Origin of the sequence: Nocardia sp. NPDC004068, from assembly GCF_042874315.1 — a bacterium.
Lineage (GTDB): Bacteria > Actinomycetota > Actinomycetes > Mycobacteriales > Mycobacteriaceae > Nocardia.
In genome coordinates this window covers 37,550-62,019 of record NZ_JBIAMW010000009.1, presented here as the reverse complement: position 1 = coordinate 62,019, position 24,470 = coordinate 37,550, and the positions used below count along the sequence as shown (strand labels likewise).

At 69.0% G+C, this 24,470-nt stretch carries 26 protein-coding genes; 10 read left to right on the top strand and 16 right to left on the bottom strand.

Going from position 1 to position 24,470, the window contains the following annotated elements:
* Position 1 precedes the first annotated feature (1 nt).
* The 3 genes from ACFYTQ_RS23050 to ACFYTQ_RS23040 all read right to left on the bottom strand — a co-directional run bounded on the left by ACFYTQ_RS23050 (position 2) and on the right by ACFYTQ_RS23040 (position 2,296).
* Complete coding sequence (locus ACFYTQ_RS23050) at positions 2 to 787, bottom strand: DUF1932 domain-containing protein (protein WP_387364458.1); 786 nt, start codon at positions 785 to 787, stop codon at positions 2 to 4.
* On the bottom strand, positions 784 to 1,521 hold the full coding sequence (locus tag ACFYTQ_RS23045; protein ID WP_387364455.1) for a PIG-L deacetylase family protein: 738 nt from the start codon (positions 1,519 to 1,521) through the stop codon (positions 784 to 786). Before ACFYTQ_RS23045 ends, ACFYTQ_RS23050 begins: the two co-directional genes overlap by 4 nt.
* 109 nt (positions 1,522 to 1,630) lie before the next feature.
* Complete coding sequence (locus ACFYTQ_RS23040; RefSeq protein ID WP_387364452.1) at positions 1,631 to 2,296, bottom strand: GntR family transcriptional regulator; 666 nt, start codon at positions 2,294 to 2,296, stop codon at positions 1,631 to 1,633.
* A gap of 164 nt (positions 2,297 to 2,460) precedes the next feature.
* Here ACFYTQ_RS23040 and ACFYTQ_RS23035 point away from each other — a divergent pair, with 164 nt between their 5' ends.
* The 5 genes from ACFYTQ_RS23035 (at position 2,461) to ACFYTQ_RS23015 (ending at position 7,110) form a co-directional block, all read left to right on the top strand.
* Positions 2,461 to 3,399 carry a TauD/TfdA dioxygenase family protein gene (locus ACFYTQ_RS23035; protein WP_387364449.1) on the top strand — a complete coding sequence of 313 codons (939 nt, stop codon included), beginning with the start codon at positions 2,461 to 2,463 and terminating at the stop codon, positions 3,397 to 3,399.
* 111 nt (positions 3,400 to 3,510) lie between these two features.
* Positions 3,511 to 4,155, top strand: coding sequence for an ABC transporter permease (locus ACFYTQ_RS23030; protein WP_387364446.1), 645 nt, complete (start codon positions 3,511 to 3,513; stop codon positions 4,153 to 4,155).
* Positions 4,152 to 5,402: an ATP-binding cassette domain-containing protein gene (locus tag ACFYTQ_RS23025; protein ID WP_387364443.1), complete on the top strand. Its 1,251-nt coding sequence runs from the start codon at positions 4,152 to 4,154 to the stop codon at positions 5,400 to 5,402. The genes ACFYTQ_RS23030 and ACFYTQ_RS23025 overlap by 4 nt, the downstream gene beginning before the upstream one ends.
* Positions 5,399 to 6,136: an ABC transporter permease gene (locus ACFYTQ_RS23020; RefSeq protein ID WP_387364440.1), complete on the top strand. Its 738-nt coding sequence runs from the start codon at positions 5,399 to 5,401 to the stop codon at positions 6,134 to 6,136. Before ACFYTQ_RS23025 ends, ACFYTQ_RS23020 begins: the two co-directional genes overlap by 4 nt.
* Positions 6,133 to 7,110 (top strand): glycine betaine ABC transporter substrate-binding protein, encoded by a 978-nt coding sequence (locus tag ACFYTQ_RS23015; RefSeq protein ID WP_387364437.1) that lies wholly within the window; start codon positions 6,133 to 6,135, stop codon positions 7,108 to 7,110. The genes ACFYTQ_RS23020 and ACFYTQ_RS23015 overlap by 4 nt, the downstream gene beginning before the upstream one ends.
* Positions 7,111 to 7,114: 4 nt before the next feature.
* On the opposite strand, the gene ACFYTQ_RS23010 is transcribed toward ACFYTQ_RS23015, so the two are convergent.
* The 11 genes from ACFYTQ_RS23010 to ACFYTQ_RS22960 are packed head-to-tail and all read right to left on the bottom strand — an operon-like array spanning position 7,115 to position 16,814.
* The gene (locus ACFYTQ_RS23010; RefSeq protein WP_387364434.1) at positions 7,115 to 7,726 is read right to left on the bottom strand and encodes a hypothetical protein; all 612 of its coding nucleotides are present in this window, start codon (positions 7,724 to 7,726) and stop codon (positions 7,115 to 7,117) included.
* 10 nt (positions 7,727 to 7,736) lie between these two features.
* Positions 7,737 to 8,909, bottom strand: a complete 1,173-nt coding sequence (locus tag ACFYTQ_RS23005) for an MCE family protein (protein ID WP_387364431.1) — start codon at positions 8,907 to 8,909, stop codon at positions 7,737 to 7,739.
* On the bottom strand, positions 8,906 to 10,042 hold the full coding sequence (locus ACFYTQ_RS23000; protein WP_387364428.1) for an MCE family protein: 1,137 nt from the start codon (positions 10,040 to 10,042) through the stop codon (positions 8,906 to 8,908). The genes ACFYTQ_RS23005 and ACFYTQ_RS23000 overlap by 4 nt, the downstream gene beginning before the upstream one ends.
* Complete coding sequence (locus ACFYTQ_RS22995) at positions 10,039 to 11,145, bottom strand: MCE family protein (protein WP_387364425.1); 1,107 nt, start codon at positions 11,143 to 11,145, stop codon at positions 10,039 to 10,041. The genes ACFYTQ_RS23000 and ACFYTQ_RS22995 overlap by 4 nt, the downstream gene beginning before the upstream one ends.
* Entirely contained in the window at positions 11,145 to 12,143 is a 999-nt protein-coding gene (locus ACFYTQ_RS22990) for an MCE family protein (protein WP_387364422.1), read from the bottom strand. Before ACFYTQ_RS22990 ends, ACFYTQ_RS22995 begins: the two co-directional genes overlap by 1 nt.
* On the bottom strand, positions 12,140 to 13,162 hold the full coding sequence (locus ACFYTQ_RS22985; protein WP_387364419.1) for an MlaD family protein: 1,023 nt from the start codon (positions 13,160 to 13,162) through the stop codon (positions 12,140 to 12,142). The genes ACFYTQ_RS22990 and ACFYTQ_RS22985 overlap by 4 nt, the downstream gene beginning before the upstream one ends.
* A complete protein-coding gene (locus tag ACFYTQ_RS22980) occupies positions 13,159 to 14,601 on the bottom strand; it encodes an MCE family protein (RefSeq protein ID WP_387364416.1) in 1,443 nt (480 codons plus the stop codon). The genes ACFYTQ_RS22985 and ACFYTQ_RS22980 overlap by 4 nt, the downstream gene beginning before the upstream one ends.
* 9 nt (positions 14,602 to 14,610) lie before the next feature.
* Entirely contained in the window at positions 14,611 to 15,474 is an 864-nt protein-coding gene (locus tag ACFYTQ_RS22975) for an ABC transporter permease (protein ID WP_387364413.1), read from the bottom strand.
* 40 nt (positions 15,475 to 15,514) lie between these two features.
* Positions 15,515 to 16,402 carry an MlaE family ABC transporter permease gene (locus ACFYTQ_RS22970; protein WP_387364411.1) on the bottom strand — a complete coding sequence of 296 codons (888 nt, stop codon included), beginning with the start codon at positions 16,400 to 16,402 and terminating at the stop codon, positions 15,515 to 15,517.
* Positions 16,399 to 16,602, bottom strand: coding sequence for a hypothetical protein (locus tag ACFYTQ_RS22965; protein ID WP_387364408.1), 204 nt, complete (start codon positions 16,600 to 16,602; stop codon positions 16,399 to 16,401). The genes ACFYTQ_RS22970 and ACFYTQ_RS22965 overlap by 4 nt, the downstream gene beginning before the upstream one ends.
* Positions 16,590 to 16,814, bottom strand: coding sequence for a hypothetical protein (locus ACFYTQ_RS22960; RefSeq protein WP_387364405.1), 225 nt, complete (start codon positions 16,812 to 16,814; stop codon positions 16,590 to 16,592). The genes ACFYTQ_RS22965 and ACFYTQ_RS22960 overlap by 13 nt, the downstream gene beginning before the upstream one ends.
* 197 nt (positions 16,815 to 17,011) lie before the next feature.
* Here ACFYTQ_RS22960 and ACFYTQ_RS22955 point away from each other — a divergent pair, with 197 nt between their 5' ends.
* Entirely contained in the window at positions 17,012 to 17,911 is a 900-nt protein-coding gene (locus tag ACFYTQ_RS22955; RefSeq protein WP_387364402.1) for an oxygenase MpaB family protein, read from the top strand.
* A gap of 37 nt (positions 17,912 to 17,948) precedes the next feature.
* Positions 17,949 to 19,211: an acyl-CoA dehydrogenase family protein gene (locus tag ACFYTQ_RS22950; RefSeq protein ID WP_387364399.1), complete on the top strand. Its 1,263-nt coding sequence runs from the start codon at positions 17,949 to 17,951 to the stop codon at positions 19,209 to 19,211.
* Here ACFYTQ_RS22950 and ACFYTQ_RS22945 read toward each other — a convergent pair.
* Together ACFYTQ_RS22945 and ACFYTQ_RS22940 are read right to left on the bottom strand one after the other, a co-directional pair.
* Positions 19,198 to 20,937: an FAD-dependent oxidoreductase gene (locus tag ACFYTQ_RS22945; RefSeq protein ID WP_387364396.1), complete on the bottom strand. Its 1,740-nt coding sequence runs from the start codon at positions 20,935 to 20,937 to the stop codon at positions 19,198 to 19,200. The two genes, ACFYTQ_RS22950 and ACFYTQ_RS22945, sit on opposite strands and share 14 nt — an antisense overlap.
* Complete coding sequence (locus ACFYTQ_RS22940; RefSeq protein ID WP_387364393.1) at positions 20,934 to 22,391, bottom strand: flavin-containing monooxygenase; 1,458 nt, start codon at positions 22,389 to 22,391, stop codon at positions 20,934 to 20,936. The genes ACFYTQ_RS22945 and ACFYTQ_RS22940 overlap by 4 nt, the downstream gene beginning before the upstream one ends.
* Before the next feature lie 125 nt (positions 22,392 to 22,516).
* On the opposite strand from ACFYTQ_RS22940, the gene ACFYTQ_RS22935 reads away from it, so the two are divergent.
* From ACFYTQ_RS22935 to ACFYTQ_RS22925, 3 genes are all read left to right on the top strand, one after another.
* On the top strand, positions 22,517 to 22,666 hold the full coding sequence (locus tag ACFYTQ_RS22935) for a hypothetical protein (RefSeq protein ID WP_387364391.1): 150 nt from the start codon (positions 22,517 to 22,519) through the stop codon (positions 22,664 to 22,666).
* A 143-nt stretch (positions 22,667 to 22,809) separates the two neighbouring features.
* Positions 22,810 to 23,643, top strand: a complete 834-nt coding sequence (locus tag ACFYTQ_RS22930; protein ID WP_387364388.1) for an ABC transporter permease — start codon at positions 22,810 to 22,812, stop codon at positions 23,641 to 23,643.
* Positions 23,640 to 24,467, top strand: coding sequence for an MlaE family ABC transporter permease (locus ACFYTQ_RS22925; protein WP_387364385.1), 828 nt, complete (start codon positions 23,640 to 23,642; stop codon positions 24,465 to 24,467). Before ACFYTQ_RS22930 ends, ACFYTQ_RS22925 begins: the two co-directional genes overlap by 4 nt.
* Positions 24,468 to 24,470 lie beyond the last annotated feature (3 nt).

Sequence of the window (24,470 nt, the reverse complement as noted above, 5' to 3'; positions counted from 1 at the left end):
GCTACTCCTTCGGGTGGGTGGCTTCGACGATGTCGCGCAAGGCGTTTCGGGCCGCGGCGGCGATGTGCGGGGTGACGCCGAGGCCGGTCAGCTGCGCGGCCGCCGCGTCCATCTCCTCGGCGCGGCGCGCGGCGTGGGCGTAGGTGCCCGAGACGAGCCGATCGATCATGGCCGCGTCGAAGCGGACGAATTCGGTGGTCAGGTGGTGGTGGAACCAGTCGCCGCACCCGGCGGCGCGGGCCCCGGCCATGGCCTCCACCACCGCGGCGGCCAGGCCCTTGTAGACGACGCTGCGCAACAGTTTGCGCGAACTCGCCGCGCCGACGGGGCCGTCGACGAGGTCGACGTCGATCCCGAACTCCCGCAGCATCGTCGCGAAAGCCGGGGCCGCGGCACCGGAGGCCGACATCGGGGTACGCAGCCCGGTGCCGGGGACGGGGGCCATGATCGCGACATCGACCAGTTCGACCCCGGCGTCCCGAAGACGGTGCGCCAGACGGACTTTCAGCTCCGGGGTGACGGTGTTGGCCTCGGCCCACAGCGTGCCCGGCCGCAGCGCGGGCAGCGCCGCCGTCACGGCGGCCTCCGCCTCGGCCCCGGTGGTCAGCGAGAACACCAGTTCGGCGTCGCGGACCGCGTCGGCATCGCCGGATCGTTGCGAAACACCTTCGGGCGCGGGCACTTTCGGGTCATAGCCGCGCACCGACGCGCCCGCGGCGACCAGATCCCGGGCGAAGGCGGCACCGGCCTCGCCGAGGCCGAGCACCGCGACGGCGCGGGCGGTCACGACAGCGCGGTGGTCACGTGCGGGAAGTGACGCGCGAACGCCTCGGCCCGCGTGTTCCTCAGTAGTCCGAGGTTCGGGCCCGCGTTGCGTTCGTACTGCACGCCGCGGCGCTGGGCCAGATCCTCGTAGTAGGTCCACATGTGCTGCTGGGCGCCCAGGCAGCGCATGGCCTTGCGCTTGGTCTCGAACACCTCGGTGATGTCGAGCAGCACGTCCGGGCGGAACTCCGACATCTCCGACTGATGCGGTTCGAAGCTGAAAACCGGTGGCGCGCCGAGGGGTTCGCCGGGCGCGTCGTAGCCGACGGCCTGCGCCAGGATGCGCGCCTGCAACGCCATGCGCGCGGCCGCCGGGTGGTCGCCGTTGTAGGGGTCGATCAGGGTGTGGGTGAGCACCACGGTCGGGGCGGTCTCGCGGTAGACGCGCACCAGCCGGTCGACCAGTTCCGGGGATTCCAGCAGGGGGTAGTCGCCCGCGTCGAGGAAACGGATGTCCGCGCCGAGCACGTCCGCGGCGGCCGCGGCCTCGTCGCGGCGCAGCGCCTTGATCTCGTCGAGCCGCTTGCCCTCGCGCCACGCCTTGGCCGACTCGCCGCGTTCGCCGTAGCTCAGGCACACCACGGTGACGCGCTCGCCGCGCGCGGCGGACAGCGCGATGGCACCGCCCGCGCGCCAGACGAAGTCGCCCGCGTGGGCGCTCACCACCAGTAGCGAATCGGTCGCGTTCTCGGCCATCGCCTCACCTTCCGGGGATCGGGGTGCCGCGTCCGACGGCGGCACGACTCCAACCTAGAAGTTGGTCGGCGAAATTGTCAACAATTTTGGCAACGAAACCCGGTCGCGCTCAGCTCTCCTCGCTCTCCTCGTTCAGGGCCTCGATCACGCTGTCCAGATGCGCGCGCATCGCCCGCTCGGCGGCGACCGGGTCGCGGGCGACGACCGCGTCGACCACGGCGAGGTGTTCGGCGAGGGAGACTCGCGGTCGTCCCGGGCGCAGCGAGAGCTGGAACTGGAACCGCACGACCTGGGTGTTCAACCGCCCGATGAGATCGGCGGCGGTGCGCTGCCCGGCGATCTCGGCCAGCGCGGCGTGCAGGTCGTGATTGAGCGCGGAGTACTTCAGCGGTTCGTTGTCGCGCACCGCGGCGGTGAGCAGGTCGGCGTGTTCGCGCAGCCGCGCGAGATCGGCCGCGGTGGCGTGCTCGGCGGCCTTGGCCGCGATCAAACCCTCCAGGGCGCGGCGACATTCGAGGATCTCCACGGCCTGTTCCCGGCTGACCGCGCGCACCCGCGCGCCGCGATTGGGCACGCGCTCGATCAGGCCCTCGGCGATGAGATCGTCGATCGCCGAGCGCACGCTGCCGCGCGTGACGCCGAACCGCTCGACCAGATCCGCTTCCACCAGCCGCTGCCCCGGCACGACCTCGCCGCGCCGGATGGCCTGCCGCAGCCCGTCCGTGGCGATGGCCTTGCCGTGGGCTCCGCGTGCCAGTTCGGGAGATTCCGACACAGATACCGTCCTGACCGTAGGCGATCGTATTGTCGGCGATTATGCCAACAATTCGCTCGGGCGCGGTAACCGGGCATTTCGATCCGGGTGACCGAAATGCTGTTCGCGGTGCACGCCGGGTGGTTTCGTCGGACCGTTCGTGAGTTCGAGCGAAAGGTCCGCCGATGTCCGTCGATTACGCAGTAGCCACCGAGACCGCCCTGCGCGTGGTCAAACTCGGTACCCACATCGGCGCGCGGATCGAGGGGGTTCGGCTCGGCGGTGACCTCGACCCGGAGACGGTGGCGACGATCCGGGCCGCGCTCAACGAGCACAAGGTCATCTTCTTCCAGGGCCAGCACCACCTCACCGAGGACGGGCAGTACGAATTCGCCCGGCTGCTGGGCACTCCCACCTCCCCGCATCCCACCGTCCGTTCGCACGGGGTCAAGAGCCTGGCGATCGACTCCCACCACGGCCGGGCCAACAGCTGGCACACCGACGTCACCTTCGTCGACCGGGTGCCCAAGGCGTCCATCCTGCGCGCGGTCACGCTGCCCAGCTACGGCGGCTCGACCACCTGGGCCTCGACGGTCGCGGCGTACAACTCGCTGCCCGAACCGCTCGAGCGGCTCGCCGAGGGCCTGCGCGCGCGGCACACCAATATCTACGACTACGCCGCCACCGCCGAGGACCGCCCCGGCGACAACGAGCGCGCCTACCGCCGCGAATTCGAGTCCGAGTACTTCGAGACCGAGCACCCGGTCGTGCGCGTCCACCCCGAAACCGGCGAAAAGGCTTTGCTGCTCGGCCATTTCGTCAAGCAGATCGTCGGCGTGTCGAGCAGCGAATCGCAGGCGCTGTTCCGGCTGTTCCAGGATCGGGTGACCCGCCTCGAGCACACCACCCGCTGGAACTGGTCGCTCGGCGACGTCGCCATCTGGGACAACCGCGCCACCCAGCACTACGCCATCGACGACTACGACGGCGGCGAGCACCGCAAGCTGACCCGCATCACCCTCGCGGGCGACATCCCGGTCGGCGTGGACGGCGTGCCCAGCACGCCGATCGCCGGGGACGCCCGGGGCTATTCGACGATCGATCCGCTGCCGCGCGCGGCCTGATCGGGGAACGAATTCGAGGACGCGTCGGGTGGAAATCCGCTCGGCGCGTCCCGAATCGACTATTCTTCGACCGCGGCGGCGAACCGGTCTTCGGCTCACGAGGGGAATCCCGTGGATTTATGGAACTACGTCCGAGGACGCGGAGAAACTCTGGCCTTCCTCACGTATCAGCATGCGTCCCTGGCATTTCAGACGGTGTTGGTGGGCACGGTCGTCGCGATTCTGATCGCGGTCGCGGTCTATCGGCTGCCGCTGGTCGCGCAGCTGTCGCTGACCTCGAGCCGGGTCGCGCTCACGATTCCGTCGCTGGCGTTGCTGGCGCTGCTGCTGGTGCCGTTCGGGCTGGGTGTGGTGCCCTCGTTCGTGATGCTGGCGTTCTTCGCGGCGCTGCCGGTGATCGGTAACGCGATCGTCGGATTGCGCTCGGTGCCGCCGTCGGTCGTCGAATCCGCCCGCGGCATCGGCTTTTCCCGCTGGCGGATTCTGCTCACCGTCGAATTGCCGATCGCCTGGCCGGTCATCCTCACCGGAATCCGGGTGTCGACGCAGATGATCGTCGGCGTCGCCGCGATCGTCGCCTATGTGCTCGGGCCCGGCCTGGGTTCGCTGATATTCACCGGCCTGTCCCGGCTCGGTGGCGCGAACGCGCTCGAAATGGCCTTGACCGGAACCATTCTCATCGTCGTCATCGCGCTGGTGTTCGACGCCCTGCTCGTCCTGCTGGGACGCCTCACGATCGCAAAAGGACTGTCATGACCACCGAGCGGAACGTGACCGGCGCGTCCATCGAGCTGGATTCGGTCGTCAAGCGCTACAAGGGCCAGGACCGGCCCGCCGTGGAGCGGCTCGACCTCGAGATCCCCGCGGGCGAGATCGTGGCCTTCGTCGGCCCCTCGGGCTGCGGCAAGACGACCACGCTGAAGATGATCAACCGGCTCATCGAACCCACCGAGGGCCGCATCCTCATCGACGGCCGCGACGTCACCAAGGAGGATCCGGACAAGCTGCGGCAATCCATCGGCTACGTCATCCAGTCCGGCGGCCTGTTCCCGCACTGGACCGTGGCCCGCAATGTCGGGGCGATCCCGCGGGTGCTCGGCTGGGACCGCAAGCGCATCGCCGAACGCACCGAGTACCTGCTCGATCTGGTCGGCTTGGACCCGGGCACGTTCGCCGACCGGCTGCCCAAGGACATGTCCGGCGGTCAGCAGCAGCGCGTCGGGGTGGCCCGCGCGCTGGCCGCCGATCCGCCGGTGCTGCTGATGGACGAGCCGTTCGGCGCGGTCGATCCGATCACGCGAGTTCGCTTGCAGGACAGCCTGATCGCGATCCAGCACGAACTCGGCAAGACCATCGTGGTCGTCACCCACGACTTCGAGGAGGCGACCAAACTCGGCGACAAGGTGCTCATCCTGTCCGAGGGCGGGCACATCGAGCAGTACGCCAGCCCCGAGGAGATCCTCACCGATCCGGCCACCCCGTTCGTGGAGGAGTTCGTCGGGTCGGGCGCGAAACTGGCGTATCTGACCGTCTCCCGGGTGCGCGACGTCCCCTTCGATCAGGTGGTCACCGCGCGCATCGGCGAATCCGCGCAGGCGGTGATCGACCGCGCGAAGGCGGCCGGGCAGACCTGGGTGGTCGTGGTCGACGACGCCGGACGGCCCCGATCCTGGCCCTCGCTCACCGAACTCGCGACCAAACCCGAGGTGTCGGACTACCTCGACCGCCGCCTGCCGGTGGTGGCGCAGTCCTCCACCCTCAACGACGCGCTCGACGCCATGCTCGCGGCCAGTCAGGGCGCGGCACTGATCACCGACGGGCGCGGCGCGGTCCTCGGCTCGCTCGGCATCGGCGCGCTCACGGATCTGATCCAGGCCAAACTCGCCGAAGGCCGTGCGGCCGAACCGGATCTGTCCTACGAGAGCTACGTCGACGGCACCGACACCACCCCGACGCCGGTGGTCGCCGCCGACGACGAATTCGAATCGGAAGCGCGCTCATGAACCGGCTGCGCCGCCTGCCGATGGACGTGTGGTTCGAACCGCTGATCATCCTCGTCATCGGCGTCGGCTACCTGATCTGGTACCGGTCGACCACGTTCACCCCGACCGAGAAGGCGTCGCTGGCGTGGTCGAACCTCCAGACCACGATCCTCGCGCACGTCAAGCTGACCGTGGTGGCCACGGTCATCGTGGTCGTCGTCGCGATTCCCCTGGGCATCGCGCTGACCCGGCCCGCGCTGAAGCGGTTCGAACCGCTCGCGGTCAATATCGCCAATATCGGGCAGGCCGCGCCCGCGGTCGGGCTGCTGGTGCTGTTCACCTTCTGGCTCGGCACCGGATTCCGCACGGCGATCGTCGGTTTGGTGGTCTACGCGGTGCTGCCCATCCTGCAGAACACCATCGTCGGACTGCGGCAGGTGGATCAGCGCACGATCGAGGCGTCGCGCGGCATCGGGTTCTCCGCGGCGCGCACGCTGGTGCAGGTGGAGTTGCCGCTCGCGGTGCCGGTGATCCTCAACGGGGTGCGCACGGCGCTGGTCATCCTGGTCGGCACCGCCACGTTGAGCACGTTCATCGGCGCGACCAGCCTCGGCACGCTCATCACGACCGGGGTGACGCTGTTCCTGCCCAAACTGCTCGTCTCCGGCGCGATCCTCGTCGGGCTGCTGGCACTGCTCATCGACTGGCTCGGCCGCCTCGTCGAACTGGCCGCGACCCCGCGAGGTATCTCATGAGAAGGCCACGCGCCCACCTGGTCTCGGTCCTGGCCGTGACGCTGACGCTGCTCGCCGGCTGCGGGCTGGTCAGCTCGTCGGGCACGTTCCACGACGCCCGACTGCCCGGCGACGATCGCCCGCTCGCGGGGGCCAAGGTGGTGGTCACCTCGAAGAGCTTCACCGAGGGCATTCTGCTCGGCAAGATCACCGCGACGTATCTGGCCGCGGCGGGCGCCAAGGTCATCGATATGACCGGCGCGCCGGGGTCGGCGTCCTCGCGGCAGGCCCAGTTGCACGGCGACGCCGACGTGCTGTGGGAGTACACCGGCACCGGCTGGGTCAACTACCACAACCAGACCGAGACCATCGCCGATCCACAGGAGCTGTGGCGGCGGGTGCACGATGTGGAGAAGCGCGACTACGACCTGGAGTGGTTGCCGCCCGCCAACTTCAACGACACCTACGCCTTCGCCGCGTCCACCCCCACGGCCGAACGGCTGAAGGTGAAGTCGCTGTCGGATGTGGCCGCGCTGCCGGTGCCCGACCGAACCTTCTGCGTGGACGACGAATTCTTCAGCCGCTCCGACGGTTTCATCCCGATGCTGGCGAAGTACGGTATCCCGTACAACGATCCGAACGGCGTCCCGGCCGGAAACGTCACCCGCATGGACGCGGGCGTGGTGTACACCGCCACCGCCCGCAGCGCACCCTGCAACTTCGGCATGGTGTACACCACCGACGGCCGGGTGAAGAACCTGAATCTCGTTGTGCTGGACGACGATCGGAAGTTCTTCCTGCCCTACAGTGGCACCGCGGTCGTGCGGGCGTCGGTGCTGGAGAGCCATCCCGAGCTGCGCACGCTGCTCGGCACGATCTCCGAACGCCTCACCGACGATCTGTTGCGGGATCTCAACGGGCGCGTCGACATCAAGGGCGAGGACCCCGCCGACGTCGCCTACGACTGGTTGAAGAGTCAGAAGCTGGTCGAGTGAGGGGCTACGGACTAGGTTTGGCCAGCGGCGAATTCAGCTTGTTCACCAGCCAGCGGTCGCCCGACCTCTCCAGCCACATCACCATCGACAGCTGACCCGGCGCGGGTTTGCCCTGGGTGCCGGTGCTGGTGACGGACTGGCCGATCACCACGATCGCCTCGGCGGACCGCTCGTCGCCGCTCTCGAGCGCGCACTGCACGTCGGTGGCGTGCGACACCACCTGGCCCTGCCCGAGCACATCGCGCAGATCCTTGCTGGTGGAGTCGAACTGCTTCTTCCAGTCGCCGGTCGCGCCCGCGAGCACCGCCGAGAAGTAGGCGTCGAGGTTCTTGGCGTCGTAGTTCGCGAGCACGGGCGCGTAGTCGCAGGCGGCGGTGCGGGCCGCCTCGTGGGCGGCGAGCAGGTCGCGATGGTGCGCGTCCTGGAGGTAGAAGTAGCCCGCCGCGCCGACCGAGGCGCCGACCAGGATCGCGGCGGCGGCGCGCACGGCGACCACCCCACGCCGCCCGGAGACGGCCGCGCGGGCCTTGCCGAACCGCGAATGGTGCTGTGCCGCAGGGGTTTCCGTTTCCTCGGTGGTCGGCTCGTCGGTCTTGTCGTCGGTGGTGTCGGTCATGATGGCCCTCCTATCGGCCCGGTTCGGACAGTTCGTCGCCGCGGACGCCGGGCGGGGCGGTCGCGCCGTTGTCGGGGACGTCGGGCCGCGGCGCGTTCGCCGCGCCCCGGACCAGCAGCGCGGGATTGTCGGTCACGCAGTAGTTGTAGAGCCGCACCCGGGTGTCGGTGGTCGCGAGCGTCGGGATGAGCGGTGTGGCCGGGTAGTCGCAGGTGGGCCGCGGCCAGATGTCGACGAGGGTGTTGTAGGCGCCGTCGTGGGCCGGAATGCCCAGCGCCTCCGAGCCTTCCCGCAGCGCCGGGAACAGCGCCTCGATCGCGGGTTGGCGGAGCTTGGCGGCCTTGGTGATCGCGACGAAGTTGGTGACCAGACGGGTGATCGGGTCCTGATTGCTCGTGAGGAAGTCGCCGAACAGCCGCAGCTGGCCGGGCCCCTGCTCGAGCAGGTGCCGCACCTCCTGGTCGGCGGCCTCGGCCTGTTCGAACAGGGCGCTGCCCGCGGCGGTGAGGGTGCCGAGGTCGGGCTGGGCGTGCGAGGTGGTCTCGGCGATCACCTCGAGGTGCTCGAGCAGTTTCTCGGTCTGCGGCAGCAGATCGCCGAGTCCGGCGGTGGCCCGGCTCAGGCCCGCGATCACATTGCGCAACCGGTCCGGGCCCCCGGCCAGGGCCTTGTCCAGTTCGTCGACGATGACGTCGAGCCGGTCCGGATTGAGCCCGGCGATGAACTCGCTGAGATTGCCCAGCACCGACTGCACCGTTACGGGGCTGCTCGATCGGGACCGGTCGACGACCGCGCCGTCGGAAAGGTATGGGGCGGAATCGGATTCGGGCCGGAAGTCCAGGTACTGCTCGCCCGCGGCGGAGAGCCGTCCCACGGCCACCGTCCCGCCCACGGGAATCCGTGCGGCGTCGTCGATCTCGGCGACCGCCGCGATCCCGTCGCCGGAGATCCGCACCTCGCTCACCCGGCCCACCCGCAGTCCCCGGAAGGTGACGTCGTTTCCGGCCGCCAGCCCGCCCGAGGTCGCCAGCTCCACCGTCACCCGGTAGGTGTGCGGAATCGGCTGGTAGCGAAGCACATACGTGCCCAGATAGCCCGCCCCGAGCACCAGCACCACGAGCAGGCTGAAGTTCGCCAGCGCCACGCGGTTGCGGACCAGCCACTGCCACAACGGCGGGTTCATCGGTCTCCTCCGGTCGCGCCGGTCGTCGGCCCGGTGCCGGTCGGCGGGCCGGGCGGGCTGGTGAGTCGGCCGAAGACCTTCTCCAGGACCTGGGCGAGACTGCCGATGAAGGCGGGGACGTCGCCGATCTCGGGCCAGCGGCTGCCCTTGGGGTCGGTGACCGCGCCGATATCGATGTAGGACAGCGTGGCCGCGACCGCGAGCTGCGGGCCGCGCAGGCTGGCCATGAAACCCGGGTACAGCTCGTGCATCCCCTCGAGGGTGCCCGCGAGGTTGTCGCCCATCCGGGTGAACCCGGACATGAGCGCCTGGATGCTGTGGAACAGGCTGATGAACTGCGGTCCGGTGGTGTCGGTGAAGTCGCCGAGCGCGGCCATGGTCACCGACACCTTGTTCAGCAGGTCGACGATGCGCTGATTGTTCTCGCTGAGCAGGCCGAGCATCTGGGGGAAGGTGTCGGCCGCGCTGCCGAGTTCGGCCTTGCGCCGGGCCAATTCGCCCGACAGCGTGTTCAGTCCGGTGAGCACGCTGTCGATATCGCCGGTGCGTTGATTGAGCGCGGTCAGCACCACGGCCATCTCCGTGATCAGATGCTGCAACTGTGGGGCGCGTCCGTCGAACATGGAGTTGAGCTGGGTGGTGATCTGCGCGGCCTGATTGATGCCGCCGCCGTTGACGAGCATCGATACCGACATCATGAGCTGTTCCACCGACGCCGCGCTCGAGGTGTGCTCGGCATCGATCACGTCGCCCTGCGAAAGGGGCGGTCCCGCCTCGGCATTCGAGGGCAGCGTGATCGCGACGAACATATCGCCCAGCGGGGTGGCCTGACGCAGTTCGGCGGTGGTGCCGCGCGGCAGCCGCACGTCGTCGCGGATGAGCATCTCCACATCGGCGAGGAAGTTCGTGGCGCCGATGGCGGTGACGGTGCCGACGTCGGTGCCGCCGATCTTGACGTGCGCGTGGTCGGGCAGGTTCAGCGCGTCGCGGAAGGTGGCGTGGATGCGGTAGCCGGGCGCGCCGATGCCGGGTTTGGGCATCGGCAGGTTCTGCACGGTCACCGCGCATCCGGACGCGGTGGTGATCGCCGAGGCCGCGAGCAGCGCGGTGAGCACGGTTGCGCGCCTGTTCATTTCACGCCCTCGATGCCGAGCAGGGCCGCGGTGAGCCCGAAGTCGGGGCCCATGTCGGCGATCCTGCCGGTGCGGCAGCCGTCCAGGCGCATGGCGACGCGTTCGCAGAACAGCGACAGCGCCTCCCCGTCGAGCACCACCTTGTCGAACAGGCCGTGCAGCCGCAGCGCGCGGTCCTCGCGGCTGGTGGCGTTGGACAGGTTCTGGAACATCAGCGGCGTGACGTCGGTGATCTCGGTGAGGTTGCGGGCGTTGGCGCGCATCTGATCGCTGATGGCGACGAACCGGCCGAGCGCGCCCGCGAGCTGATCCTTGTTCTGCCCGACCAGCGTCGCGGTATTGGTGACGAACGCGTCGAGCTGAGTGAGCACCGCCTGGAGCCCGGGGGCCTGATCGCCCATGAGGGTCAGCAGTTCGGTGAGCCGCCCGCTGAAATCCCGCACGGTCCGGTCGTTGTCGGCGATCACCTGCGTGATCTCATTCAGTTTCACGATGGTGTCGGAGATCTGGTCCTTGTTGGCGAGGGTGGTCTCGAAGGCCGCGGACAGCGCGTCGAGCGTCGCGCGCAGTTTGTCGCCGTTGCCGTCGAGCAGCGGGAACAGCACGCGGCTGGCCATCGGCCCGGTCTGGTTGTCGCCCTTCAGGCCCTGGCCGAGTTCGTCGAAGGTCTTCAGGATGCGGTCGAGTTCGACCGGGGTTCGGGTGCGCGGCAACGGGATATGGGTGCCGTCGGCCATGGCCGGGCCGTCGCCGGAGTACGCCGGATACAGCTCGACGTGCCGGTTGGTGATCAGCTGTGGATTCACCAGCGCCGCCATGGCGTCCGCGGGCACCTTCGTGCCCTTGTCCAGCAGCATGACCACCTGCACGTAGGAGCCCTTGGCCTCGATCGAGTCGATCCGCCCGACGGGCACGCCGAGGATGTCGACCTCGTTGCCCGCGTAGAGCCCGGCGACATTGTCGAAATCGGCGCTGATGCGCAGGTGTTCGCCGAGGTAGGCGTCGGGCAGCGCCGTGAGGCTGTCGGGCAGCAGGCCGCAGCCGGTGGCCAGCGACGCCGCGCAGCACAGCGCGGCCAGTTTGAACGCGTGCCGGATCCGCATCAGTTGCACCCCCGTACGGCTTGGGCAAAGCACAGCCAGTTGTCGGGGAAGATCCACGGCGCGTACACGTCGCCGTAGGGCCCGTTGCCGACCGCGTTGTCGAACTGCCGCACGGCCACCGGCATGATCTGGAACAGCTGGTCGAGGTTCTGCCGGTTCTTGGTCAGGCCCTCCGACATCGTGTTCAGATTCGCGATGAGCGGTGCGAGCTGGTCGTTGTTCTCCAAACCCATGTCCTGCAACAACTTCGACAGCGCGGCGACATTGTCGAGCAGTTGTTTCAACAGCGCCTGTCGCTTCTGTACCGCGTCGCCGATCGCCTCGCCGCGGGTCAGCAACAGCAGCACGCTGTTGCGGTTGTCCGAGGCCAGTTGTGCGACCTGGTCCATACTCTTGAGCAGGGTGTCCACCTCGTCGCGGCGATCGTCGATCACCTTGGCCAGCGAGCCGATGCTGTCCAGGGCTTGCACGGCCAGCTGCGGGGACGAACCCATCTGCTGATTCACCAGATCCAGGGCCTGGCGCAGCTTCTGCGGGTCGAGGCGTTCCACGCGCTCGAAGGAGTTCTTGTACTGCCGGTCCTCGATGACCTTGCCCAGGTTGTAGGGCACGTCGGTGCGGTCGAGTCGAATCGTGTTGCCGGGCAGCCCTTTTCCGTCGCCCGGGATCAGATCCACATGCAGCCGACCGAGGAAGGTCGACAGCTTGATCGCCGCGCGGGCGTCCGGGCCCAGCCGCAGATCGCGGCGCACCTTCAGATCCGCGACCACCTTGTTCCCTTGGAGGCGGACCGAGCGGACCGCGCCCACCTCGATCCCGGACACGTCCACGGTCGCGCCCGCGCGCAGCCCGGCGGCCTGCGCGAATTCGGCGTGAATCGTTTTGTCGCCCAATCGGGCCCGCACCAGCACGCTCGACGCCACCAGTAGCACCACGACGAACGCGGCGGCCAGCACGCCGAGGCGCAGGTATCGGTTGCGCAGGAATCCCCGGATCATCGGCACACCTCCGATTGCGATTCGCCGCCGACCCGGGAGAACAGTCCCGGGGGCAGCAGGACGCCCCACAGCGAGACGTCCAGGCGGCAGATGTAGGCGTTGCCGTAGGCGCCGTAGCTGGTCATGCGGGCCAGGCCGTTGAGCATGTCGGGCAGTTCGATCGCGGCCCGGTCCAGGGACGCGCCGTTGGTCAGCAGCAGCGCCACACCCGTGGTCGCGTCGTTCTGTGCGGCGGCGACATCGGGTTCGACGGTGCCGATGAGATTCACCAGCGAGGTGGTGGAGGTGGCCGCCTGATCGACGGCGTGTTTCAGCGACTCGCCCTGGGCGTAGAGGCCGTCCATGAGCGAACGCGCCTGGGTGATCAGGGTTTCCAGTTCGGTGCCGCGATGGGCGAGGCCGCCGATCACGCTGCTGAGATTGGAGACGACCTGCCCGAGGATCTCATCGCGCTGGCCGAAGGTCTGGGCCAGCTGGGCGGCCTGGGTGATCAGCGCGCCGAGGGAGACGTCGTTGCCCTGCAACGCCTGGATGAGGGTCTCCGAGAGCGAGTTCACCTGATCGGGTTGCAGCACCGAGAACAGCGGTTCGAATCCGGACAGCAGCGCGGACACGTCGAACGACGGTTCCGTGCGCTCGAGCGGGATGCGCCCGTGCGACGGCAGCGCCTGGCCCGCCCCCGGTCCGGGGAGCAGGGCGATGTACCGCTGACCGATCAGATTCTGGTAGCGCACAACGGCTTTGGTGGTCGTGGTGAGGTGCTGGCCGTCCTGGACGCGGAACGTCACCCGCGCCTTGTAGCCGTCGTCGAAGTCGATCTCGTCGACCCGCCCCACCCGCACCCCGGCCATGCGCACGTCGTCGCCGACTCGCAGGCCCAGCACGTCGGAGAAGATCGCCGAATAGGAGTTCGTCCGGCCGGTCACCGAGCGCTGCAAGGTGGAGTACATGGTGACTGTCAGCACGATCGCCACGACGGCGAACACCGCGAACCCGATCCACCCTTTCCCGAGTTTCACTGCCCAGCACCACCTTTCGCGGCCTCGCCCACATCGATCGACCCGCCCGCGAGCACCGGGCCGAGCAACAACAACTGCGCCGTGTTCGGCATCCCGCCCACCACCGCGGCCACCGCCGCCGGTCCCCGCAGATCGGTGGCGCCCGAATAGCTCGCGGGAGCGGCTCCCGGAGTTCCCGCTGTCCCCGAAGGGGTTGCGGGAGTGATGATTCCGGGGATGGCCGGGATGCTCGGGATGCCGGGGAGGGCGGGCAGGCCGGGTAGGGCCGGGATGCCGGGGATGCCTGGTGCGGCCGCGGGGCGCGGGGCGGGACCGGCCGCATCGAGCCATTGCGGCGCCTGCTGGGGTGGGTAGACCTGTTCCGGGGCGGCCACCGGGACCGTCGGGCCGCCGCAGCGCGGGCCGTACATGTCGCCGTAGTGCGGGCAGTCCTTCGCGGTGTACTGCTGGAACGGGGTGAACGATACGTCCATGTGCCACACCATCTGCCGGTGCGGGCCGAAGCGGAACGTGGTGATGAGTGCGTGGATGGCCTGGTTCAGGTTGGCCGTGGTGTAGGGGATGGCCTCCGGATCGCGGGCGAGCCCGCCGAACAGCTGGTCCAGGCCCGCGACCAGGAACTTACCCGAATCGGGATTGCGCGCGAACAGGGTGTTGACCGCGTCGACGGTGGTGCCGCCGTCGGTGAGCAGCGCCTCCAACTGGCCGCGGTGATCGGCGAGCGTGCGCGCGGTGGTCACCGAATCCGACAGCACCCCCACCAGATTCGGCGCGGATACGCTCAGCGCGGTCACCGCCCGCCCGAGATTGCCGAGCATATCCCCGATGCCGGGGGTGTCGTGAATGTCGGTGAGCCACAGGTCGAGTCGCTCGATCGTCGATCCGGGCACGCGCGCGGACGGATCGAGCGCGGCCGACAGTGTGGCCAGCACGCGGCCGAGCTTCTCGGGCTGGATGCGATCCAGGATGGTGCGCAGGATGTTCAGCGTGGTCTGCAATTGGACGGTGCCGGTGCTGGTGTCCTCGGCGATGGTGGCGCCGCCGCGCAGTGTCGCGCTCGACGGGCCGTTGTCGACCAGTTCGATCGCGGTGACGCCGAAGATGTTGTTCGGGATCACCCGCGCCGTGACGTTCGCCGGAATCTCCTCGGCCACAGCGGGTTTCAGGTCGAGGGCGGCGCGCTGGCGCTCACCCTTGGCGACCACCTCGACCCCGGTCACCGCGCCCACCACCATGCCGCGGTACTTCACGTCGGCGTGCTCGGGCAGCCCGTCGCCGGTGGAGGTCAGCAGCGCGACCACCGGCACCCGGTCCTCGAATCTGCCGGCGTAGCGCAGCCCGAGCAGATAGAGCAGCAGCGCGACGACCGCGATCAGGGTCAGTCCGGACAGCGTGAGTTGGCGGGGGGTGGGCCCGCGTCCGCTGGGATCCAGCAGCATCGTGTCCCCCTATCCCGAGATCCGGAAGCCGGGGTCGATGCCCCAGATGGCCAGGGTCAGAAAAAGATTCGCGAACACCATGACGACGATCACCATCTTGATGGCGCGTCCGGCCGCCACGCCCACGCCCTCGGGGCCGCCGGTGGCGGTGAACCCGTAGTAGCACTGGATGAACGACGACAGCAGCACGAACACGACGACCTTCAGCAGCGAGTAGAACAGGTCCGGCCCCAGCAGGAACTGGAAGAAGTAGTGGTCGTAGGTGCCCGGCGAGGTGCCGCCGAGGACCAGCACGATCAGTTTGGTCGCCAGATACGCCACGGCCAGGCCCACGGTGTAGAGCGGGACGATGGTCAGCGTCGCGGCGATCATGCGCGTGCTCACCAGATACGGAAGCGGCCGGATCGCAATGGATTCCAGCGCGTCGATCTCCTCGGCGATGCGCATGGCGCCCAGTTGCGCGGTGAACCGGCACCCGGCCTGGATGGCGAACGCGAGGGTGGCCAGGATCGGGGCCAGCTCGCGGGTGGTGGCGAAGCCGGAGATCGCGCCGGTCAGCGGATTCATCGTCAGCAGGTTCAGCGCGGTGTAGGACTCCATCCCGACGATGATCCCGCCGAACGAGCACAGCACGACCACTACGCCGATGGTCCCGCCGCCCACGATGAACGAGCCGTTGCCCCAGCTCACATCCGCCACCAGGCGCGCCACCTCGCGCCGATAGTGCTTGACCGCGAAGGGAATCGCGGCCAGCGCCTGTACGAAGGTGAGGGCGTGATGGCCCAGGCGCTGATTGGCCCGCACCGGCGCGGCGGCCACGCCGACGACCGCGCGCACGGGCCGCAGCACCGGGGGAGTGTAGGTACTGCCCACGGTCAGACCACCTTCGAGGGAGTGTAGGTACCGCCCACCGTCAGACCACCTTCGAGGGGAGGAACGTGTTGTACAGCTGGGTCAGCGCGATGTTGGTGGCGAACAGCATGAGCGCCGAGCTGACCACCGCCGAGTTGACCGCGTTGGCCACCCCGCCGGGGCCACCGCGGGCGTGCAACCCGGTGTCGGAGCAGATGACGGCCGTCAGCGCCCCGAAGATCGCCGACTTCGCCAGCGCCACGAGCAGATCGTTCGCGACGGCGAAGGAGGCGAACGAGCCGACGAACGAGCCCGGCGTCCCGTGCTGGGCGTACACGTTGAACAGGTACGCGGTCGCGAAACCGACGAAAACGATGAAGCCGCACAGCAATACGCTCACCAGCACCGCCGCCGCCAGGCGCGGCGCGACCAGCCGCCGCACCGGATCCACGCCCATCACCATCATGGCGTCGATCTCCTCGCGGATCGTGCGTGAGCCCAGATCCGCGCAGATCGCCGAGCCCACCGCGCCCGCGATCATGAGGGCCGACACCAGCGGCGCGCCCTGGCGGATGACGCCCAGCCCGGCGACCGCGCCGATGAAGGTGGTCGCGCCGACCTGGTTCACCAGCGCGCCGAGCTGGATGGAGACCACCACGGCCACCGGAATCGCGACCAGCACCGTGGGCGCGGCCGACACATTGGACATGAACGCGCACTGCTTGAGAAATTCCTTGAAGGGGAATCGTCCCTTCGCCATCGAGACGAACAGCGCGAGGAAGGCGTCCCGGCCCAGCAGCACCTGACGGCCGAGGGTCTCGAGCGACTGTTGCGGATGCCGCCGCCACAGCGTCCCCACCGAGGTGCCCAGGCGAGCCAGCTCGGAGGGCGGCGGGGGTTCGGGGGGCGCCTGCGGGACTGTCGGGCGCGCGGTCGTGGCGGCGGTCATGTCGCCGGACCTTCCAGCGCGCGCTGCACCAGCACCAGCAGCGCTCCCACCGCGCACAGCCCCGCCGCCAGCAGGCACAGCACCGCGACCCAGAGGCCCAGGCGCAGAACGGGATTGACCTTCATCCGGCCACCGAGGATCTTGATCACCACGACCAGGACGTCGATGAGCCACACCAGCGCCATCATTACGTCATGCACACATTCGAGAAGGTGAGGACCGGCCAGCATACGATCGCGCCGAGGAACGAGACCACCACATCGATGCCGTGCAGTTGCCTCAGGTGCGCGGTGTGGGTGAGCGACCAGATCAGTCCGATCAGGCCGTAGGGGACCGCGAGAATGATCAGGGTTCCGACGAACTCCGAGACCTTCATCTCGTAGGCGAGTAGGCGATCCAGCTTCTTCAGCATGCCGCGCTGCATCCTTTCCGACGCGTGCCCCCGGTCACAGCAGGGACTCGAGATCGGAGCGTATGTTATCCGGCATTCTCTGCGCAAGTGTGCGTTTATCGGGATAGTATCCGGGATAAGTTTATGGATGTTCTCCGTTCTGATTGATCGGGTGAACGTATCAATGTTCGCGGACGTCACCACGAAGGAACCCCGATATGACCGCAGCCGCGCAACCGCAATCGCATCGGCCGCTGACCTCCGAGCGGACCCGCATCGCCATCCCGGTCGGCCCGCATCCCGAGGGTAAACGCCCGCCGCGATTGCAGGACGCGCTGGATTTCTGGCAGTTCGCCGGGGCGGCCGCGAATGTCGCCATGCAGATGGCGCGTCCCGGCGTCGGGCACGGCGTGGCGGACAGCAAGGTGGAATCCGGTGCGCTGATGGTGCATCCGTGGAAACGGTTGCGCACCACCGCGTCCTATCTCGCGGTGGCCGTGCTCGGTTCCGACGAGGACAAGCGGGAGTTCCGGGAGGCGGTGAACGTCGCGCACCGGCAGGTGCGCTCCGAACCCGGAGCGCCGGTGCGCTACAACGCCTTCGACCGGGAACTGCAACTGTGGGTGGCGGCCTGCCTCTACATCGGGTTCGAGGACTCCTACCAGCTGCTGCACGGCAAGCTGAATCCCGAACAGGCCGAGGCGTTCTACCGCACCTCCGCCACGCTCGGCACGACTCTGCAAGTGCCGCAGGACATGTGGCCCGCCAGCCGCGCGGAGTTCGACGTGTACTGGAACGAGGCCGCCGAACAGGCCGTGCTCGACGACAAGGTGCGCGCCTACGTCGACGACCTGTTGCACCTGCGAATGATCCCCTGGTACTTCCGCGTGGTGTTCGGCGGGCTGCTGCGCTTCCTCACCGCGGGCTTCCTCGCGCCCTACTTCCGCGAGCAGATGGACATCACCTGGACCGCCACCGACCAGCGCCGATTCGAGCACCTGTTCCTGTTCGTCGGCTTCGTCAACCGCTTCATCCCCCGCTTCATCCGCTTCGGCGGCACCTACAACCTCATGCGCGACGTCCGCCGCCGAATCCGCAAGGGCAAACCGCTCATCTAGGCCGGCGATCGAACGACGCGAAAAGCCAGGAGACAGTATGGATTTCGACCTGCCCGAGGACCTGCGCGCGTACCTGCGGGAGCTGGACGAGTTCATCGACGCCGAGATCACGCCGCTGGAACAGGCCGAGGACAACATCCGCTTCTTCGACCACCGCCGCGAGGACGCCCGCACCGACTGGGACCGCGGCGGCCTGCCCGCCGCGGACTGGGAGGCGCTGCTGGCCGAATCGCGTCGCCGGGCCGACGCGGCGGGCCACTACCGCTATGCCTTCCCGGCGGAGTTCGGCGGGCGCGACGGCACCAACCTCGGCATGGCCGTCATCCGCGAACACCTGGCCCATCGCGGGCTGGGCCTGCACTGCGATCTCCAGAACGAGCACGCCATCGTCGCCAACAACGTGGGCCTGCTGCTCATGCTCGAGTACGGTTCCGAGGAGCAGAAGCGGCACTGGGTGGACGGCCTCGCGGCGGGGACGAAGTTCTTCGCCTTCGGCATCACCGAACCCGAGCACGGCTCCGACGCCACCCACATGGAGACCACCGCCGTGCGCGACGGCGACGAGTGGATCATCAACGGGGCCAAGACCTTCAACACCGGCGTGCACATCGCCGAGGCCGATCTGATCTTCGCCCGCACCGCCGGGCGGGCGGGTGACGGCACGGGCATCACCGCGTTTTTGGTGCCCACCGACGCCCCCGGCTTCGTGGTCGAGGAATACCTGTGGACGTTCAACATGCCCACCGACCACGCCCGCGTCTCACTCACCGACGTGCGGGTCCCGCACGCGGCGGTCTTCGGGCAGGAGGGGCGCGGCCTGGGCGTGGTGCAACACTTCTTCAACGAGAACCGGATCCGGCAGGCGGCGTCGAGTCTCGGTGCGGCGCAATACTGTATCGACCGGGCGGTCGCGTACGCCAAGGAGCGCAAGCCGTTCGGCAAGCCGCTGGCCGCGAACCAGGCCATCCAGTTCCCGCTCGTCGAACTGCACACCCAGTGCGCCATGCTGCGCGCGCTGATCCGCCAGACCGCCTGGACCATGGACACCCACGGCACCTTCGCGGCGTCGGAGCAGGTGTCGATGTGCAACTACTGGGCCAACCGGCTGTGCTGCGAGGCCGCCGACCGCGCCATGCAGGTGCACGGCGGGCTCGGCTACTCCCGGCACACGCCGTTCGAGCACATCTACCGCCACCACCGCCGCTACCGGATCACCGAGGGCGCGGAGGAGATCCAGATGCGGCGGGTGGCGGGGTATCTGTTCGGATTCATGGACCGGGCCGCGGTCAAGGGCGTGTAGCGTCGTCGGATTCCGTTGCCGGACCGGTGATCTCGACAATAGGCAGACGCAGCGCGCCCGGCGCGCTCGCCGGAACGACCGGCGCGCGGGGCGGGACCGGGGAGACGCGCCGGTAGGGCTCGCCCGGCTCCGGCCGAGGATCGGGCTCGCCCTTGTTGGGCCACAGTGCGACCGCGCGCTCGGCCTGGGCGGTGATGGTCAGCGACGGGTTCACGCCGAGGTTCGCGGAGATGGTCGAGCCGTCGATGATGTGTAGGCCGCGGTAGCCGTACATGCGGTGGTAGGGGTCGACCACGCCGGTGGCGGGGGAGTCGCCGATGACGCAGCCGCCGATGAAGTGGCCGGTCATCGGGATGTCGAACAGAGCGCTCCAGCCCGCGCCGGGGATGCCGTCGATCTTGTCGGCGACCCGGTGGGCGACCTCGTGCCCGGCGGGCAGCCAGGTCGGATTCGGTTCGCCCACACCCTGTTTGGTGGTCATCCGGCGTCCGAACAGGCCGCGCTTGGTGTAGGTGGTGATGGAGTTGTCCACCGACTGCATCACCAGCAGCCCGATCATCTGCTCCGACCAGCGGTGCGGGTTCTGGAGGTGGGCGGCGTCGCGGAATCCGATCCGGCGCATGGTGCGCGCCCACAGCCGGACCTTGCCGGTGCGGCCGTCCGGATCGATCATGGCGGTGCCGATCAGGCCGATCGCGTTGCTGCCCTTGCCGTATCGGACCGGTTCGATGTGGGTGTCGGCGTCGGGGTGGATCGAGGAGGTGATGGCCACGCCCTTGGTGAAGTCGACGTCGGTGCGGCGGCTGCGCACCGACAGCAGCTCCTCGGAGTTGGTGCGCGACAGCTCGCCCAGGCGCGGGGAGATGTCCGGCAGCGAGCCGCGGTCGCGCAGCCGGTGCAGGAGTTTCTGGGTGCCCAGCGCCGCGGCGGCGAAGACCACCTGTTCGGCGGTGACGGTGCGCGGGACCTTGCGCACCCAGCGGCCGGTGCGCACGGTCGCGACCTCGTAGCCGCCGCCGGGCAGCGGCCGCACATCGGTGACCGTGGTCAGCGGAAGCACCTGGGCCCCGGCCTTTTCCGCGAGGTACAGGTAGTTCTTGACGAGGGTGTTCTTGGCGTTGTGGCGGCAGCCGGTCATGCACTCGCCGCAGTGCGTGCAGGTCGCGCGCTCGGGGCCCACGCCGCCGAAATACGGGTCGGGTACAGGTTGGCCGGGCCGGGTGTCCTTGCCGCCGAACAGGACTCCCACCGGGGTGCTGCGGTAGGTGGCGCCCACGCCCATGTCCTCGGCGATCTCGGCCAGCACCCGGTCCGACGGGGTCGTCGCGGGGTTGGTGGTGACGCCCAGCATGCGCTTGGCCTGGTCGTAGTGCGGGGCGAGTTCGGCCTTCCAGTCGGTGATGTGCGCCCACTGGCGGTCGCGGTAGAACCGGTCCGGCGGTTCGTAGAGGGTGTTGGCGTAGACCAGCGAGCCGCCGCCCACGCCCGCCCCGGCCATGATGAAGGTGTCCTTCAACAGGGTCAGGCGCTGAATCCCGAAGCAGCCCAGCGCCGGAGCCCACAGGTAGCGCCGCGCCTTCCAGGAGGTCTCGGCGAACTCGTCGTCGGCGAAGCGGCGGCCCGCCTCGAGCACGCCGACCCGATACCCCTTCTCGGTCAGGCGCAGCGCGGTGACGCTGCCGCCGAAGCCGGATCCGACGACCACCACGTCGTAGTCGAAACTCATCTGCTCTCCACCAGTTCGTAGTCAGCGGGGTCCATCCGGCGGGTGGTCCACCGGTAGGCGGTCACGGTGCCGGGCCAGTTGTTGGTGATCCGCCCGGCGGCGTCGCGGTACCAGCTCGAGCAGAAGGTCCACGGGCTGCGGTCCAGGCGGCGCTGGACGCGGCGGTCGAAGTCGGCGGCCGCCTCGGGCCGGACCTCGAGCAGCCGTCCCGGGCGGGCGGCCAGGGTCTGGACGGCCTGACGGATGTAGCGGGCCTGCGCTTCGATCATGTACACGATCGAGCCGACGCCGAGATTGGTGTTGGGGCCGTACACCAGGAACAGATTCGGAAAACCCGGCACGGTCATGCCCTTGAACGCCCGCGCGCCGCCCGTCCACTCGTCGGACAGCTTGCGGCCGCCGCGCCCGGAAATCCGCATGGGCCAGAGGAATTCGGTGCCCTTGAAGCCGGTGCCGTAGACGATCGCGTCCACCTCGTGCAGCGCGCCGTCGGCGGTGCGCACCCCCGTGGGGGTGATCTCGGTGATGGCGGTGGTCTCGACCGTCACGTTCGGGCGGGTGAGCGCGGGCAGGTAGTCGTTGGAGAACAACGCCCGCTTGCAGCCCGCCGGATAGTCGGGGGTCAGCTTCGCGCGCAGCGCCGGATCGGGCACCTGATTCGCCAAGTGCCGCAGGCCGATCCAGGTCACCAGCCGCCGGATGAGCGGGACGTCGACGATGGCCAGCGCGAGGAACTCGCAGAACAGCCAGAACGCGAACCGCTCGGTCAGCCGGGTGATCGGCAGCAGCCGGAACGCCCGATGATGCCAATCCTTGTACCGCACATCGGGTTTGGGCATGACCCACGCGGCCGACCGCTGGAACAGCGTCAGATGCGCCACCCGCGGGGCGATCGCGGGCACGAACTGCACCGCGCTCGCGCCGGTGCCGATGACCGCGACCCGTTTGCCCGTCAGATCCGCGTCGTGATCCCACTGCGCGGAGTGGAAGGCGGTGCCGCGGAAGGTCTCCACGCCCGGGATGTCGGGCAGCGCGGGCCGCGACAACTGCCCGACCGCGGAGATCAGGATGTCGCAGCGCGATTCGGAGCCGTCGGCGGTGCGCACGGTCCACCGCCCGGCGGCCTCGTCGAACTCGGCCGCGGTGACCTCGGTGTCGAACCGGATGTGCGGCAACAGCCCGTGGTCGCGCGCGACCCGGCGCAGATACGCGAGGATGTCCGGCTGCTCGGAGAACCGCTTGGGCCAGTCGGTGCGCGGCGCGTAGGAGTAGGAGTACAGCGGCGAGGGGATGTCGCAGCCCGCCCCCGGATAGGTGTTCTCCCGCCACACGCCGCCCACATCCGAGGCCCGCTCCAGCAACGTGAACTCGCTCAGCCCCGCCCGCTGGAGTTCCATCGCCACACCGAGCCCCCCGAATCCGGTGCCGATGATGACGATCGAAGGTGTGCTCATGCCCACAACGCTAAGCCCTGGACCAGCCGGGACGACTCACACTCGGGGTCAGAAAATCCATATTTCCGGCCACGATTGGAATCGGCCGGGCCGGGTAGCTCTCCTCGGCGACGAAAGGGGAGATCATGCCGCGTGACGAGCACGAGGAGAAGGATCGTTCGAAGGAGCCGCGGGGCGGCCGCCCCGGGCCGACCGATCAGGGCCGCGACGGCGGTATGGCCACGCGCGAACTCGCGCCGGAGCTGACCGAACCCGACGAGTCGCGCGAGGAATGAGACCGTCCGGCCTCCTGTGACGCCCGGTCACGACCGCCGCCACCGGTTGTGAATTCTCGGCAAGCCCGCCGCGAAGCCCTGGGCTGCGGTTTCCGTCCGGCTGTAATACCTGGCACTGCGACGATGCCGGGACGGATGGAGGTGTGGCGGCTGTGGCGGACGCCGGGATCTCGGGGGTGCTGCGGGCCAATGTCTCGGACACGGTGGTGGCCTCGTTGCGGACCTTCGGCCGCGCGGTCGGGGTGGCGCAGGGGGCCGCCGCCGGGTGCGTGACCGAGGCCGTCGCCCGCCGGTTCCCGTGGCGCGAGGCGGTCCGGCAGGCGTGGCGGCTGGTGGCGGTGACCGCGATTCCCGCTGTGCTGATGGCGATTCCGTTCGGGGTGATCGTCTCGGTGCAGGTGGGCAATCTCGTGCACGCGCTGGGCGCGGACTCGCTGCTGGGCGCGACCGGGGGACTGGGCGTGATCAAGCAGGGCGCGCCGCTGGCGACCGGGTTCCTGCTCGGCGGGGCGGGCGCGGCGGCCATCGCCGCGGATCTGGGGGCGCGCACGATCCGGGAGGAGATCGACGCGCTCGACACCATGGGCATCGATCCCGTTCGGCACCTGGTGATTCCGCGCATGGCGGCGATGCTGTTCGTGGCGCCGTTGCTGAACGTGCTGATCATCTTCGTCGGCATCCTGTCCGGCTACGCGGTGGCCATCGGCGGGCAGGACGTCACCCCGGGCAGCTACTGGGCGACCTTCGGGGCGTTCACCACCGTCGCCGACGTGTGGCTGTCGCTGCTCAAGGCGGTGGTCTTCGGGTTCCTGGTGGTGGTGGTCGCCTGTCAGCGCGGTCTCGAGGCCCGCGGCGGCCCGCGCGGGGTGGCCGACGCGGTGAACGCGGCGGTCGTGCTGTCGATGGTGTCGATCGTGGTGGTGAATCTGGCGGCCACCCAGCTCACCGCCATGTTCCTGCCGACGAGGCTGGCATGAGAACCGCGGCGCCGCACCGGGTTTCGCCGCTGGGGTGGGTGGAGTCGATCGGGTTCGCGCTGGCCTTCGTGTGGCAGGTGTTGACCGCGATCCCGCTCACGCTGCGGCGCTACCGCGCCGAGACGCTGCGCGCGGTCACCGATATGACCTGGGGCGCGGGCTCGGTCATCGTGGGCGGCGGCACGGTGCCGATGATGATCGTGCTCGGGCTGGTCATGGGCGCGTCGGTCGCGGTCGAATCGTTCACCACGCTCGACATGTTGGGCATGGGCCCGGTCACCGGGGTGGTGTCGGCGTACGCGATCACCCGCGAACTCGCGCCCATCGCGGCGGCGATCGGTTTCGCCGGGCAGGCGGGCTGCCGGATGACCGCCGAGATCGGGGCCATGCGGATCTCCGAGGAGATCGACGCGCTCGAGGCGCTCGGGCTGCGGTCGGCGCCGTTCGTGGTGACCACCCGGGTGATCGCGGGGGCGGTCGCGATGGTGCCCACCTTCCTGATCGGGCTGATCCTGAGCTATCTGGCCTGCCGCGGCCTGATCACGGTGGTGCACAACCAGTCCGCGGGAGTGTACGACCACTACTTCTTCCAGTTCGTGTCCGGGTTCGACGTGCTCGCCGCGGTGGTCAAGGTCGCGATCTTCACCACGGCGGTGATCCTGGTGTACAGCTACTACGGCTACTTCGCCGCGGGCGGTCCGGAGGGGGTGGGCATCGCCTCGGGGCGGGCGGTGCGCGCCTCGTCGGTGGCGATCATCGCCCTGGACATGGCGATGACGTTGGCGCTGTGGGGTTTTCACACCGCGATCGAGTTCAAGGGGTAGCCG